At 60.6% G+C, this 14,910-nt stretch carries 12 protein-coding genes; 6 read left to right on the top strand and 6 right to left on the bottom strand.

Annotation, left to right across the window (positions count from 1 at the left end; translation table 11 throughout):
* Positions 1-225 precede the first annotated feature (225 nt).
* The 4 genes from C5L12_RS00290 (at position 226) to C5L12_RS00305 (ending at position 4,031) form a co-directional block, all read left to right on the top strand.
* Positions 226-735 (top strand): SixA phosphatase family protein, encoded by a 510-nt coding sequence (locus C5L12_RS00290; protein WP_105370021.1) that lies wholly within the window; start codon positions 226-228, stop codon positions 733-735.
* A gap of 93 nt (positions 736-828) precedes the next feature.
* On the top strand, positions 829-2,298 hold the full coding sequence (locus C5L12_RS00295) for a YcjX family GTP-binding protein (protein WP_105370337.1): 1,470 nt from the start codon (positions 829-831) through the stop codon (positions 2,296-2,298).
* Positions 2,295-3,371 (top strand): YcjF family protein, encoded by a 1,077-nt coding sequence (locus C5L12_RS00300; protein WP_105370022.1) that lies wholly within the window; start codon positions 2,295-2,297, stop codon positions 3,369-3,371. Before C5L12_RS00295 ends, C5L12_RS00300 begins: the two co-directional genes overlap by 4 nt.
* 105 nt (positions 3,372-3,476) lie before the next feature.
* Positions 3,477-4,031: a hypothetical protein gene (locus C5L12_RS00305; protein WP_105370023.1), complete on the top strand. Its 555-nt coding sequence runs from the start codon at positions 3,477-3,479 to the stop codon at positions 4,029-4,031.
* An 11-nt stretch (positions 4,032-4,042) separates the two neighbouring features.
* Here C5L12_RS00305 and folK read toward each other — a convergent pair whose 3' ends face one another.
* Genes folK through folP form a run of 3 tightly spaced genes read right to left on the bottom strand, consistent with a single transcriptional unit; the run spans position 4,043 to position 5,720 of the window.
* The gene (gene folK, locus C5L12_RS00310; protein WP_105370024.1) at positions 4,043-4,570 is read right to left on the bottom strand and encodes a 2-amino-4-hydroxy-6-hydroxymethyldihydropteridine diphosphokinase; all 528 of its coding nucleotides are present in this window, start codon (positions 4,568-4,570) and stop codon (positions 4,043-4,045) included.
* Positions 4,554-4,919 (bottom strand): dihydroneopterin aldolase, encoded by a 366-nt coding sequence (gene folB, locus C5L12_RS00315; protein ID WP_105370025.1) that lies wholly within the window; start codon positions 4,917-4,919, stop codon positions 4,554-4,556. The genes folK and folB overlap by 17 nt, the downstream gene beginning before the upstream one ends.
* A gap of 3 nt (positions 4,920-4,922) precedes the next feature.
* Positions 4,923-5,720 carry a dihydropteroate synthase gene (folP, locus tag C5L12_RS00320; RefSeq protein ID WP_105370338.1) on the bottom strand — a complete coding sequence of 266 codons (798 nt, stop codon included), beginning with the start codon at positions 5,718-5,720 and terminating at the stop codon, positions 4,923-4,925.
* A gap of 190 nt (positions 5,721-5,910) precedes the next feature.
* On the opposite strand from folP, the gene C5L12_RS00325 reads away from it, so the two are divergent.
* On the top strand, positions 5,911-6,522 hold the full coding sequence (locus C5L12_RS00325) for a DUF922 domain-containing Zn-dependent protease (protein WP_170109029.1): 612 nt from the start codon (positions 5,911-5,913) through the stop codon (positions 6,520-6,522).
* Positions 6,523-6,869: 347 nt separating this feature from the next.
* On the opposite strand, the gene C5L12_RS00330 is transcribed toward C5L12_RS00325, so the two are convergent.
* Both C5L12_RS00330 and C5L12_RS00335 read right to left on the bottom strand, forming a co-directional pair.
* A complete protein-coding gene (locus C5L12_RS00330) occupies positions 6,870-7,190 on the bottom strand; it encodes a 2Fe-2S iron-sulfur cluster-binding protein (RefSeq protein WP_105370027.1) in 321 nt (106 codons plus the stop codon).
* Between the two features lie 134 nt (positions 7,191-7,324).
* Positions 7,325-7,693, bottom strand: a complete 369-nt coding sequence (locus tag C5L12_RS00335; protein WP_105370339.1) for an Hpt domain-containing protein — start codon at positions 7,691-7,693, stop codon at positions 7,325-7,327.
* Between the two features lie 473 nt (positions 7,694-8,166).
* Between C5L12_RS00335 and C5L12_RS00340 the strand changes: the two genes are divergently transcribed.
* Positions 8,167-14,187, top strand: a complete 6,021-nt coding sequence (locus C5L12_RS00340) for an apolipoprotein A-IV repeat region-like domain-containing protein (RefSeq protein ID WP_105370028.1) — start codon at positions 8,167-8,169, stop codon at positions 14,185-14,187.
* Between the two features lie 93 nt (positions 14,188-14,280).
* Here C5L12_RS00340 and C5L12_RS00345 read toward each other — a convergent pair whose 3' ends face one another.
* Positions 14,281-14,895 carry an ABC-type transport auxiliary lipoprotein family protein gene (locus C5L12_RS00345; protein WP_105370029.1) on the bottom strand — a complete coding sequence of 205 codons (615 nt, stop codon included), beginning with the start codon at positions 14,893-14,895 and terminating at the stop codon, positions 14,281-14,283.
* Positions 14,896-14,910 lie beyond the last annotated feature (15 nt).

A 14,910-nucleotide genomic window follows, 5' to 3' on the forward strand; every position in this document is an offset into this window, starting at 1 on the left:
ATTCAACTATGCTGGTTCAAGCCTTGCGCCGGTCTTTAAAGCATTTTTAAAATTGTCATAAAAATCAGTTAAACGGCTATTTTTTATGCTTTTATTTCCCTGCTCCTATCTTCTTCAGCCGCATCCGACGGACTTGTAGTGCGAAACGCCGGAACTTCCCTGGAGTTGACGAACATCCCGCCGAAAGGCTAACCATCCATTCCAATCTCAGTTCCGGCGCCGGGTATGACGACGATCACTCCTCCTCCTTCCCGCATCTATCTCCTGCGCCACGCCAAATCGGGCTGGGCGGAGCCGGGTCAGCATGATTTCGAGCGTCCGCTGGATAATCAGGGTTTTGCAGAGGCTGAAATCGTCGCAGACAAAGCCGCGGACCGCAGTTATCTGCCTGAGATCGTCATCAGTTCGACCGCCGTGCGCTGCCGCCAGACGGCCGAGGCGATCCGTCGCGCCGTCAGCGAGATGATCGAGCCGATTTACATCGACGAACTCTACAATGGCTCCCTCGGGACCTATCTGGCCATTCTCGAAGGTCAGAAGGAAAGCCAATCGGTAATGCTGATCGGCCACAACCCGACGATGGAAGAGCTGCTGGAAGCACTGATCGGCTCAGATCAGATGATAGCCACCATTCCAGGCGGCTATCCGCCCGCCGGCCTCGCGGTTCTGGACTATCGCGGGTTCTCCGCCGGCACCGCCACCGCTTGGACCCTGGTGGATTTTTTGACGGCCTGAGGGGCTGACGTGACCAGGTAAGATACTGCGTCGCCTTTGCGTCGCTTTCTGCGCATCCTATATTATCGGAAACTCTGGACCCGGAACGACATTTTGCCGCCTTCGCTTACCAGCCTTACCGATGACGCCCGCATTGCGCTCGACAATCTCGCCGACCGCGCCTCGGGTCTCATTCATCCGACGATTAGACTTGGTGTTACCGGCCTGTCGCGCGCCGGCAAAACGGTTTTCATATCGTCGCTGGTCCACAATCTGCTGAACGATGGCCGCCTGCCGCTCTTCGAATCGATGCGGTCCGGCCGGATTTCAGCGGTCAGGCTCGAACCGCAGCCGGACGATGCAATCCCCCGCTTCCAATACGAGGACCACATCCAGGCATTGGTGCGGGACCGAATCTGGCCGGATTCCACACGAGCCATTTCGGAGCTGCGCATCACGTTGGACTATGAGAGTGCGAGCGGCTGGAACCGCATGTTCTCCCGCGGCCGAATCTCGATCGACATCGTCGACTATCCAGGCGAGTGGTTGCTCGACCTGCCGCTTCTCGCCCAAGACTTTCGCGAGTTCAGCGAGAAGACCGTAGCGCTTGCCGGCACCGGCATCAGGAGGGCTCTCTCGGAGGAATGGCTGACGCTCGCGGCGAACGTCGATCTGGACGCACCGGCCGATGAAATGACGGCGCGCCGACTTTCAGAAAGCTTTGCTTCCTATCTCAGGGCCTGCAGGGCTGACGAGCGTTCCCTCTCCACCCTGCCGCCCGGTCGTTTCCTGATGCCGGGTGATCTGGAAGGCTCTCCGGCGCTGACATTTGCGCCCCTGCCGAACTTGCCTGCAACGAAGGCACCCAAAGGTTCGCTGAGGGCGATGATGGAGCGGCGTTACGATGCTTACAAAAACGTTGTGATCAAACCCTTCTTCCGCGAACATTTCGCCCGACTGGACAGGCAGATCGTCCTTATCGACGCACTGCAGGCCATCAATCGCGGCCCCGAAGCGGTGCAGGATCTGGAGCGCGCACTCGCGGACGTGCTCGCCTGCTTCCAGCCCGGCCATAACAGCTTTTTCTCGTCTCTGGTCGGGCGCAAGATCGACAAGGTTCTGGTGGCGGCGACGAAGGCCGATCACCTGCACCACGAAAGCCATGACCGGCTGGAGAGGCTGACCGGCCGGCTCGTGGATCGGGCAATCCAGCGGATCGGCATGGCCGGCGCCGGCATCGAAGTCATGGCGATCGCCTCGGTCCGTGCCACCAGGGAAGCCACGGTGAAGGAAGGCAACCATCTTTTGCCGGTGATCGTCGGCACGCCCATCGCAGGCGAAACGATCAATGGCGAATGCTTCGACGGAAACAGAAAAACAGCTATATTTCCCGGTGATTTGCCTGAAAATCCTGATTTGCTGTTTCAACATCTCGATGAACCAAATGCGGAGCTTCCGGAACTCAATGTCGTGCGTTTCCGCCCGCCCGCACTCGATGAGACGAATGGCGGCGTAAAACTCTCCGTTCCGCATATCCGATTGGACCGCGCCATGCAGTTTCTGTTTGGAGACCGCCTCGCATGAGACCGCCCGAAAAATCCGAGAGCGGCAACCGTCGGCCTGCTTCCTTTGACGTGGAAGAAAAGAACACGCCGCAAAGCGACGTGGTTACACCCGCTCGGCGCAGTCCGCGCAGTTTTGCCGATAACGTCGCCATCACACCGGACGAGCAGGATCCATTCCTCTCACCCTCGGAGTTGACCACGGAAGCGATCCCCGTTGCCGAGCCTCGGGCCCGAAGAAGATTTTCCTTCGCCAACCTCGCGATCGGCGCCTTTGGTACCTTCCTGTCGCTAGCCTTCGGCCTCTGGGCCGATCGCGTCATCCGTGATCTCTTCGCGCGCGCCGATTGGTTGGGTTATGCGGCACTGGCCGCGCTCGGGCTTGGAATGCTCGCGCTGGCGGTGATCGTGGGGCGCGAAATATTCGGAATGATGCGGCTTTCGGCCGTCCAGACATTGAAGGCGGAGGCGGAGGAAGCGGTCCGATCCCCCCGTCCGCTGGCCGCGCGCTCGGTCGTGGCCGCACTCGGCAAACTGCTCAGTCACCGCGCGGAGACCGCCAAGGGCCGCACGGCGCTTGACGCCACCAAGGACGAAATCATAGACGGCCCGCAGCTTCTCGATCTCGCGGAACGGGAACTGCTGGCGCCGCTCGATCGTAAGGCCCGCTCGCTGATTCTCGGCTCAGCCAAGAGAGTCTCGATCGTCACGGCCGTCAGCCCGCGCGCCATTGTCGATCTCGCCTATGTGCTCTTCGAAGTCACGCGGCTCATCCGGGCCATGGCCGAGCTTTACGGTGGCAGGCCCGGAACCTTCGGTCTGCTGCGGCTCATGCGTGACGTAATTGCGCATCTTGCAGTAACTGGCTCGATCGCGGTTGGGGACAGCCTTGCACAGCAGGTCCTGGGCCATGGATTGGCCTCGAAACTCTCAAGCCGGCTGGGTGAAGGAGTGATCAATGGCTTGCTCACCGCCCGCATTGGAATTGCTGCGATGGATCTCTGCAGACCGTTGCCGTTCAGGGCAGTCAAACGGCCTGGAATAGGCGATTTTCTTTCGGATATCGCGTCGATCGGCGGTTCCAAAAGTGAATGATCGGCGGGCGCAGGATGGCGCAGCCTCCGTCGCCGATACCACTCGTTAACCATTCCAGCTTAAATTACAGGCCTCTTACAGTCGCTGCTTGCCAGAGGAAAGTTTATGTATCCGCGCTTCTTTTCGCTTCTCGGCGGGCTCGCCGTTCTAGCCGTTGCGGCAACCTCCGCCATGGCGCCCGAAGCCGAGGCTGCTCCCCGCGACAAGGCCTTCTTTCAATCGGTCGCCGGCGTATGGAAGGGGCCTGGTGAAATCGTCGCCGGCAAATACAAGGGCACGAAATTCAGCTGCAATCTCACTGGCGCTCCCACGCCGGAGGGAGACATCGGTATCAAGCTCGACGGGACCTGCCGCGTCGGCGTTTTCCAGCAGCCCATGTCTGCCGTCATCACCCAAAACGGCCGCGGCTACACCGGAAGATTTCTGGATGGTGCCGACGGCAAGGGACTTGATATCATTTCCGGTTCGGTCAATGGCGACAAGGTGGTCATGGGCATCAATCGTGCCAAGCTCAATGGCGCCATGGTCGCCAGCCTGCGCGACGAAAACAAGATGAACATCACCATTTCGGTCAAGGTCGAGGACCAGATGGTACCCGTTATCGGGCTTTCCCTGGATCGCGACATGGATTCGATCGCGGTCGGCTCGATCAAACAGTAGACGGCGCGCGCTTACACGCGCCGCCACCAGTCCCGGCTCTCCTCCGCGACCTTGATGCCCGCCGTATCGACGTTTTCAAGCCAGTCGCGCACCACCTTTCCCTTCACGATAAGATCAGGCGCGACGTCCGCAAGCGGCATGATCACGAAGCCGCGCTCCGTCATCCGCGGATGCGGCACTTCCAGTTTCGAGGTCTTCATTTCACGAGAACCATAAGTCAGGATGTCGATGTCGATGATGCGCGGCCCCCAACGCTCCAGACGCACGCGCTTCATTGCACGCTCGATCGATAGACAAATTTCGAGCAGATCCTCCGGATCGAGCCGCGTTTCCACCAGCGCGCAACAATTGAAAAAATCCGCCTGATCCGTCTTGCCCCATGGCGGCGTGGAATAAAGTCTGGAGACCGATACGACGCGGCAGCTATCCCTCGCATCCAGTTGTCGCAAAGCTTCCGCCATTGCTGCCGGCGGGTCGCCTATATTGCCTCCCAACCCAAGCGCAGCAATATGCAAGGCGTCTTCAGGCAAAGTGTTCAACACGGACCTCTGCATAATCTAGGATGCCCGGAATCGGGACACTTGGCTTGCGCACCGTAATATCCGCACGCCTGATCTGCGGGGACCATGCACACAATGCCTTGGCCACGTCTTTGGCAAGCGTCTCAATCAGGTTGCGGCGGTTCTGGGTCACGACCCTCTCCACGATTTCGTAGGCTATGCCGTAATGAACCGTGCTCGCGACATCGTCATTTTCGAGAGCGTCGTCCGCCTCCACGTCCATCACCACGTCCAGGAAGAACCGCTGGCCGAGAGAGGCCTCCTGCTCAAAGGCACCGTGCTTTGCATAAAAGCCGCAGTTTTTCAGTGTGATCGTGTATATGCCCACGGATTAGCCTCTCTTCTCTTCACGGGCACTGGCCGCTGCCAGCACGGCATCCGCCATCCTCAGCGCATCCAGGTTGGCCGCGACATTGTGAACACGGAATATGGACGCGCCTGCAAGCCTCAACATGGCGGTGGTTGCGGCAGTGCCGATATCACGTTCGTCCGCCCGCTCGCGGCCCGTCACGGCGCCGATGAAGCGTTTGCGGGACGTGCCGGCCAGCAGTGGAAAACCAAGCCGGTGCAACTCGGGAAAGCGGGCGATCAATTCCAGGTCATCGTCCTTGTTCTTCGCGAAACCAAAACCCGGATCGAGCACGATCGCCTCATCCGGCACCCCAGCCTTTCGTGCAATGCTCACGGACTCCGTCAAAAAGAACTCCTGGTCGTCGATCCTGTCGGCAAGCCTCTCCTGCTCCCGTCCACGGCCAGTATGCATGATGCACACCCCGGCGCCTGTCGCCGCAGCGAAATCGGCAATAAGGGGCTCGCGTTGCAGGCCGTGCACGTCGTTGATGATATGGGCGCCGGCTGCGACCGCGAGCCTGGCTGTCTCGGCGCGGTAGGTATCTATCGAAATGAGCGCGTCCGTCTCAGCGCGCAGCTTCTCGACCACCGGCAGGACACGATCCTGCTCTTCGGCAGGCGCAATTTCTGCCGCACCCGGCCTCGTTGATTCACCGCCGATATCGAGGATGACTGCGCCGTCTTTTACGCAAGCCATCGCATGAACGAAGGCGCTTTCCAGAGTCGCGTGACGTCCGCCATCGGAAAACGAATCAGGCGTGACATTGATGATCGCCATGATATGGCCTTGAAAACCGAGTTCGAGGGTTCGGCCGTGCCCCACGCGCCACGTGCTGTTGCAGCGCGATACCACCCGCCGCCCATCTGTCGAAGGATCACGCAAAATTTGATGCCTTTATGTTGCGCTCCTTCTGGCTATGCCCCAAGCTAACCCCAAGTTCAACGTCGCAGGCCCCAGAATGTTTTTGATGCGCAGAGTCCACCGACTTTTCGGTGCAATTCTTGTCTCCTGCGTGATCTCTGCGCCAGCCACCGCCGAACCTCTGATCAGCAAGACCTATTCCTATTTCCGGATCGGCGGTCGCACGGCGGAAGACCTCGACAAGGAATTGGAGAAACGAGGACCGATAACCCGCACCTCGGGTCACCGCCATCCCGGTGCGACCGAAATCAAATTCGGGGGCGACGCTACCTACGTAGAAAAGGGCGGCAATTGCTCAATCGGCGGCGCTCGTGTGACGCTTCGCACCCGCATCATACTTCCCCGCTGGAGCAACCGTGGCAGGGCCGCCAACGACCTCCGCTTCATCTGGGATACCCTGTCGGCCGATATCAAGCGGCACGAGGAGAGGCACGCCGAGATCGCCCGCAACCACGCCCGTCAGCTGGAAAGAGAGCTATTGGCGCTTCCCTCCCAGAGAAGCTGCGACGCGTTGGAAAAAAGGGTGGCGGACACGACGCGCCGCATTCTGGAGGCGCATGACCGCGAGCAGCTGCGATTCGATCAGGTCGAGGCAGCCAATTTCGATGCCCGTATGATGCGGCTGCTGCAATACCGCCTGAAACGGGGCGGCAAATAGACCACCCGCGAACCTTTTGCGAAGCTTGCGCATCATCCTGTCAATGACAGGTGATTTATGGTGATAGTCTAAAATACGAATCTCGGATAAAACTAAGACATAACTTACCTGCCGCATGTTCCAGAGATTGAGGCGGAAGGTATAACCAATCAGCGCGCTATCGGTACCGCCGGGCGTCGCAAGCAGCGGTTTCAAGCGTTCCGCGTAACGGTCTCCTGCGTATTGTTCTCCTGGCGCGTCTTCAGCCGCAGGTGTCTCCTCCCTCGCCTGTCGGTGATGCGCCCGCCTTGCCTCGCTTGCCGTTCCTGCGCAGCGAGGCTTTTTTTTGCCGGCAATCCGAAGCGTGATCAGGCCTGCCGCTCGGGCACGTTGACCACGAGGCCATCGAGTTCCGGCTTGACCTTGATCTGACAGGAAAGACGCGAGGTCGGCTTCACCTCGAATGCGAAATCGAGCATGTCTTCTTCCATCGGAGACGGCGGGCCGACTTTTTCGGTCCACTCTTCATCGACATAGACATGACAGGTGGCGCAGGCGCAGGCACCGCCGCATTCGGCCTCGATGCCGGGAACGGAATTGCGAACCGCATTCTCCATAACCGTGGAGCCCGGCTCGGCCTCGATATCGAAGCGCGTTCCGTCAAAGGCAACGATCGAAATTTTCGTCATGATATTGGAAATCCGGGATGTTGAAGGTTGCTGCTCTATTTAAGCGCGCTGTCTTCCAATAAAACCCCGGCGCAGTCAACATTTTCGGGCGCCGCGGGCTGTTCCACGGGCGCCCTATGTATAAAGGGGCGCTCTCAGCGGCAGAGCTTGTTAATGAAGTTCTCCGCTTCCACGACCACAGCCCCGACAGCTGCCTTGAGGGCCGTATCTGCGCCACTGTCCTCGAGCTTCTGGGCCGCAATAGCGACCTTGAAGGCGCCGACTGCGTTGGCCGCCCCTTTCAGGCGATGAGCTATTGCGACGGTAGCGGTCGTGTCCGCGACGGCAAGATCCTGTAGCGCCCGCCGAGCCTGGCGTGCAAACATCTGAAGCACCTCAACCTCCAGAGCCTTGTCGCCCATGGTCTGTGTCGCGAGATGGACAAGATCAATCGGTCGGGATTGAGACGGGCAAGCGCCGCCTTGGTGTTCGGGGGCGTCAAACGCAATACTGACGGCTGCCACTGCCATGGGAAGTTTCCTTGTTGTTGTTCTTACATGTCCCGAATTGTGCGGGTCGGAGCCGGCTATCCCGTTAAATTCCGGCACAATCGGGGCTGAAATCTTCCCATATGGTTAATTTCTGCTAAGCTCCCGAGATTTTAGGACTTTTGCATCTGGCGATGGTTTAAATTCTGTTAACAACATTCAGCGCCGGATCTCCCTGGCCGGCGTTTTAATTGTGCCAGGGAGCCGAATGTGCCACTACAGTACGACTAAGGTGGCGGGGAATATTCTCCTTTTGCCACGGATGGCAGGTTGGTAAGCTTTCATTATCATCCGTTTGAAAGAACGGCCGTCCGACATGAAAATGAATAGGAAACTCAAGCCCCATGATGAGGCACGGGTTTCCGGCAGGCAGTGTTCCATCTGTCGGTCTGCGGGCGGCAGCGCGTCTGATGGGATTGCCGGGCGAGTATGTAACGAGGCGTAACCGCATGGCGAAGAAAACGAGCAGCGAGTCGATCGACGAGACGGCTTTCCAGGCGCTGGAAGAAGCTCTGAAGATCAATTTCAACGATGAGTCGCCGCGCAGCAGATCCGCGCCCCATGCCTCGGAGACAAGAGTGTCAGACACACCCAAGCAGCGTCCGTCTTCTCCGCAACATCAAGAGGAGCCCGCCGAGTCGTTCAGGTCGGCCGTCTCCGAAGCTGCAGCCAAGTCGCCGACGTTCCAGCCTGCGAACGATGCCGGCAGACGCAGCGCCAGCGCGATCCTCAGGACGCTCGAAGGCGGCGCCATGCGCTCCGCTATCCGTAATGCTGTGATCATTTCCCTTCTTTGGGCGGTGGCCGGCATCGGGCTGGGGCAAGTCATCTACGGCAACCAGCTTTGGGAAATCACCTCCGTTGCAGGCGTGCTTGCCGCTCCAGGCATTGTCGCCCTCGCAGTCGGGATCCTCATCCCGATCATGCTGTTCTTCGCGTTCGCCATCATGATGGCGCGGGCACAGGACCTCAGAAACGCCGCCCGCTCCATGGCCGAGGTGGCGCTTCGCCTTTCCGAGCCGGAGACCATCGCCTCCGAGCGCATCATGAGCGTCGGCCAAGCCGTACGTCGTGAAGTCTCCGCGATGAACGAAGGCATCGAACGCACGATCGCCCGCGCCACAGAACTCGAAACGCTGGTACATTCGGAAGTTAACGCACTCGAGCGCAGCTTTACCGACAATGAACTGCGCGTCCGCGGTCTCGTTCACGAACTCGGCACAGAGCGCGATGCGATCGTCAATCATGCCGAGCGTATCCGCTCGTCGATCGTTGGCGCCCACGATCAGCTCAAGGAAGAGCTTTCGCTGGCCACGGAAGAGATCTCGATCCGCCTTGCGACCTCGGGCGAAGCGTTCGCCTCGATGATCGATACCCGGGCAGCCGCACTCATGGAGAAGTCCGATGCCGCCGGCGAGGCGCTCGGAACGCTGCTGACCACCAAGGCAGAAAACCTGCTCCAAACCTTGAACTCCTCCGGCTTTGCGCTCGCCCATGAATTTGATGAGCGGATGGATCAGCTTACCTCGGTGCTCTCGACGCGCGGCCAGGCGCTCCTGACCGAGTTCGAAACCCGCGCCTCGTCTCTCGACGCCAACACCGAGAAATTGAATGCCGCGCTCGCAGATCGCACCCGGCAGCTCAACGAGACCCTGCTGGCCCGCACGCGAGAGATTACGGAAGGGCTTTCCAGCAGCGAAAGGACCCTTACCGGCTCGCTCGACGAAATACTGTCGAGCCTCAACAGCTCGCTGGAGGAAAAGGGTTCCTCCTTCCGCCAGAGCCTTCAGACGACCGTCGAGGATGTCGTCATGGACCTCGACATGCGCTCCAGTTTCTTCGAGGAGCGCCTGCAGGCGACCGTGGGTCACCTCAGCACCACATTCGACGACAGCGTTTCTCAATTTACCTCCGCATTCGATCAGAGGGCCGGTTCGCTCGACAGCAAGCTGATGGACAGCCTGGCGCGTATCAACGAGACGGTGGCGAGCGGCTCGGAGTCTATCGAAAATATTCTCAGCTCCAGCATCGAACGCATCAGCTCGTCGTTGACAGATCAATCCTTCGCGCTTGCCACCACCCTCGGCACCGGCCAGGAAGTTTTGGACTCCATGCTCGAAAGCCGCTCGCGCGAGCTTTCCGATGCACTGTCTGCGCGCAGCAGCGAAATCCAGGACGCTCTGGGCTCCCGCGCTGCAGAGATCCAGGACGTTCTCGGCTCTCGCACCGCGGAAATCCAGGATGTTCTGGGTTCCCGGACCGCAGAGATCCAGGAAGTGCTCGCGTCTCGTACGAGCGAGCTCCAGCAGGGCCTCACAGGCGCTCATCGACAGATCGAGAGCACCCTGACGGATGGCAACAGCGCTCTTCTGAATACGCTCACAGAAAACCAGACCAAGTTCGAACAGGGACTGGCAATCCGCTCGGGTGCGATCATCGCTGCGCTTTCCGGCAGCCACGACCATCTGACCGAGGTGCTCAGCCAGAAAACCGCAGCTATCGACGCTCTGATGTCGAACGCGCCGGAGCGGCTCGCGGGCATGTTCGATGAAAAGGCGGATCATATCGCGCGCGCTTTGTCGGAAAGCGAGCAACGGCTCAGCGGCGATCTCGGGCGCCACGCGTCGCAGATGCAGGCCTCGCTGGAGACCAATCGCGAGCGGATTTCCGAGATCCTCGAAGACAAGTCCATGGAGATCGCCACGTCCTTTGCGCTTGGCGAGGACCGGCTCACCGGCATGCTCGACGAAAAGTCGGAAGCCATCGCGCGTGCCCTGTCCGAAACCGAACAACGCATGAGCGGCGATCTCGGGCGTCGCACGTTCGAGATTCATGAAGCTCTGAACACCAACCGCGATAAGCTCGCCGAACTCCTGGACGACAAGTCGATGGAAATCGCAACGTCGTTCGCGCTTGGCGAAGATCGTCTTTCCGGCATGCTGGACGCCAAGGCCTCGGCGCTGGTGAATGTGCTATCCGATGCCGACAGCCGCATCGAGCAGTCTTTCGCGGCCCGGGCAGAGGCTATCCACAACGCCTATGCCGATAACCAGCTCAATCTCGACCTCTCGCTGGAAAACCGCACCGCGGAGCTTTCGCGTATCCTGGAATCGGGCGGAGAGCGGCTCGAACAAGCCGTGGGCAACGCCAGCAATCGCATCGAAAGCGCTCTTACCGACGGCACGGGCCGCTTTGAAGCAGGCTTGGCCGGCGGCCTGGAGCGGATGGAAACCGTCATGAGCTCCACGCAGGAGCGGATTGCGGCGACCATCGGCCTCGGCCATCAGCAGCTCGAGACAACCCTCAGTTCCGGCCACGACCAAATGCGGGAAACGCTCGAAGAGCGGACCGGCCTGCTTGCCAACACGCTGGGCGACGCGCGCAACCAGATCGGCGACCTGATGCAGGATCAGGCAACATCGCTGAGCACGTCCATCGCGGCGAGCGCCGGTATGCTGGAGATGACGCTCGAGACTCAGAACAGCGCGTTGAAGGACGCCATCGACACCGCCGGGCAATCGCTGGAAGAGCGGCTGCGCGACAACGTCGGCACGTTGGCCGTTCGCCTTTCCGACGCCGCCGGCGAGATCGGTCGGTCGGCAGATGCCTTCTCCAATCGTATCCGCCAGACTGTCGGCGGCGTTCAGGGGGCTCTCGAGGAGACCGGTAGCCGGATCGAATCGACGTTCGGCGGCCTTGAGGATCGCATCCGTGGCGAAGTGGTGAATGCCACCCAGCTTGTCAACGACGCCGGAAGCAATCTTTCGGCCGCGCTTGATAGCCGCACGGCGGAGCTGGAGCGCGTTGCCGTCGAGGCCACGGACCGGATCGCCGACACGATGGACGGACGCACCGCCCGTATCGAAGAGCGTCTCGGCACGATCGACCGCGCCCTGACGATCGGGCTCGATAATGTGACCAAGACAATCGAAAGCAAGGCCGTCGGCCTCGCCTCGACGTTGCGCGAAGCCGTCAGCGCCGCGGCGCAAAGCATGGACAGCGAGGCCACACGCTCGGCGGAAGTGCTTGCCCGCGCAGGCGCCGAGTTCACGGAAGAATTGGCAAATCGCAACAGCGAATTTACCAAGGCGATCGAGGACCGCTCAATCCAGATCGTCGGGCGGATTTCCGAGACGCAGAACAGGCTGGCCGGCCAAGCTGCGACTGTCGCGCATGCCTTCTCCGAAGCCGGAAACGCGATCGTCAACAAGGTCGCCGAAGCCGATAGCCTCGTGAAGAAGCAGGTGACGGCGATCTCGGAGGCTCTGGACGATGCCCAGAAGGCGCTTGGCGAACGCGGCAACGATATCCGCACCACGCTCACGGAAACGGCAGACCAGCTTGACAATGCCATGGACGCCGTCGACCGCGCGCTTGCGGCTCGCGGCGAGGCAATCCGTTCGGCGCTCGACAACCGTACTCGCGACCTGAACTCCATGCTCGCCAGCCGTTCGGCCGAACTCAGCCGCCTTCTCGACGAAAAGGCAAAACCGATGGTCGAGGAATATGCCGAGACCGGTCGCGCTGCAGTGGAGCAGATCACGGGCGCCGCCCAGCAGGGTGCAGAACGCCTTTCTGCGACGGCCGAGGAAACCGCCGCCCGGATCCGTAGCGAGAATTCCGCCCTCATCGACGCCATCGCCACCCGAACCAACGATACCCTGGCGGCCATCACCCAGCGCACTGAAAATGCCGCCGGCACCATGCGCTATGTTGAGCAGGGATTGTCCGCGGCTGTGAACAGCCTCATCGACAAGCTCGCTGAAAGCAATTCCAGCATCAGCGCCATGGTTCAGCAGGCAGCGCAGGATATCGGCAGTACCACGGACGTCGCTGCTGAGCATCTCGCCGAGGCCGACCGCAAGCTCGGCGCAACGGCCAGCCGCTTCTCGCAATCGGCGGGCCATGTTGCAGATATTGTGTCCGGCTCGACTCGCATGCTCGAAACCAACATCGAGAGGATGTCCGAAGTCTTTGGTCAGACTCTTGAGCAAGTCGGAGGTATCGTCGGCCGCTTCGATGAACATTCCAGAGTGCTGTCTGAGGCATCTGACCTCCTCGGTGCTGCGCAGTCTAACCTCGCCAGCACCCTGGATGAACGTCAGAATGCGCTCCGCAGCCTGGCAGGCGGCCTGCTCAAGCGCTCGGAAGAAATCGAAGGGACGATGCGCAACCTCACAGGCCTTGTGGACAGCGCTTTCGAAAAGGCCGAGGAACGCTCCCTGCAGGTCGGCTCGCGACTGCGTGAAAGCCTGCATGCCTCCTTCGCCGACATCGGCCGCACGCTCGGTGAAACCCAGCATCGCGCCGAAGTAACGGCCGACGCGATGCGGGAAGCCCTAGTCAATGCCGGTGGCGACGCCACCCGTGCCATCGAGTCGACCCTGTCGGATGCCGAGAAAAGAACGCGCGACCTTTCCGAACGGATGCGCGGAAGTATCTCTGCGTCCCTCACCGACGTCGAGCGGCTTCTGTCGGATGCCACTGACCGGTCCGGCAGTGCCGCAGAACAACTTCGCGAGACGCTGCGCCAGTCGGTCGAGGAAGCCATCAATCGCTTCTCCGGCGCAACCGATGAAATCCGGCGTTCGGCCCAGGACATCCGGCGCGAGCTGGATACGACCCGCTCGGAACTCAAGCGCGGTGCCTTCGATCTTCCGGAAGAGGCCAAAGAAAGCGCTGCCGCAATGCGTCGTGCGGTCGCCGAACAGATCAAGGCCCTCCAGGACATTTCTGCCCTGGTTGGACGCTCGACGCAGAATTTCGAAGTTTCGGAGGCTTCCGCCAGCCGTCCGGCTCCGGCACCTGCTCGTCCCCAGCCTGCCGCTCCTGCGCCTGTCCCGCCGCAGCCCGCTCCGCCTGCTCCTCGCAGCGATACATATGGCGCAAGCTCGCTGCGAGGCGCGCTTCCGCTTGATCGGCCTGCCCAGACGCCGGCTTCACGCGCGCCTGAACCGGCCCCCCGCGGCGGCAATGCCAGCGATGACGGCTGGATCAGCAATCTGCTCCGCGGCGCATCGCGCGATGAACTGGGTGAATCTCCGGTACCACGCCAGCAGCAGCCGGTGCGCGCGGCCGAACCTGCGCCGGCACCCCGCAGCAATGGAGACAATCGCAATCCTCGCCACATGGTCGAGTCGCTGAATTCGCTCTCCGTGGACATTGCCAGGGCGATCGATCACGACGCATCGGTCGACCTGTGGCGCCGCTACCAGCGCGGCGAACGCGATGTCTTTACTCGCCGTCTCTATACGCTGAAAGGTCAGCAGACGTTCGATGAAATCAAGCGCAAGTACGAGCGGGAGCCGGAATTCCGTACCGCTGTCGACCGCTACATCGCGGACTTCGAAAAGCTGCTCGCCGATGTCGCCCGCACTGACCGCGACAAGACTGTCACCCAGAGTTACCTCACATCGGATACGGGCAAGGTCTATACGATGCTCGCCCATGCCGCTGGCCGGTTCAACTGAAGGCAACGACAATAGACAGACTAAAAAGGCCGCCTCAAAGACGACCTTTTTAGTTGCGGATTTGGCTGCTGCCCCAGGCGGTGAAACGACGCCCTATATCGACTTGAGCGCCCAGTCGACAATCTCCGCCCCAACCTTGGCAAAAGCCTTGTCGAGCGCTTCGATAAAATGACGGTTCTCGGAGCCGGAGACTGGCGAGGTGGCTTTGAAGACGCTCTGGCCGCGCACAGTGCCGTTGCGGTCGTTCAGCAGCTTTGCCGAAATTTCGACAACGGCGACCCGGGGACTGCCGGCGCTTACTTCAAAGGCCCGGATGTCGGTCACCACCTGATAGTCGATGGCGAGGCCCTGCCCCGGTTTACCGACGCCACCGAGACGACCGGAGTTTTCGAACGCTTCGACGAGTTTTGACTGAACGAGAGCCGGCAGGCGATCTCCCCATCGGGAGTTGGCAAGATACTGGATTTCCGACGGGGAAACGCGAACCACCACCTGCTCGCTGTTCAAAAGCTTGACGGCCGTCGGCTCGGGTATCAGGATCTGCCGGTTGCGTGCCGAAGGCCCCTGGCCTGCTGGGGTGATTGACAGATCGAACGTATCGTTGTTCGCGCTGCTGCCACAGCCGGTGACAAGCGCCGCCACCAGTGGCAGCGCGACGAGGAGCGGGCGGCGGTTTGCGCGTCGCGTTAATAACTCCGTACCAGTCATCAAAATCCCAGTCTC

Origin of the sequence: Neorhizobium huautlense (assembly GCF_002968575.1) — a bacterium.
GTDB classification, from domain to species: Bacteria; Pseudomonadota; Alphaproteobacteria; order Rhizobiales; family Rhizobiaceae; genus Neorhizobium; species Neorhizobium huautlense.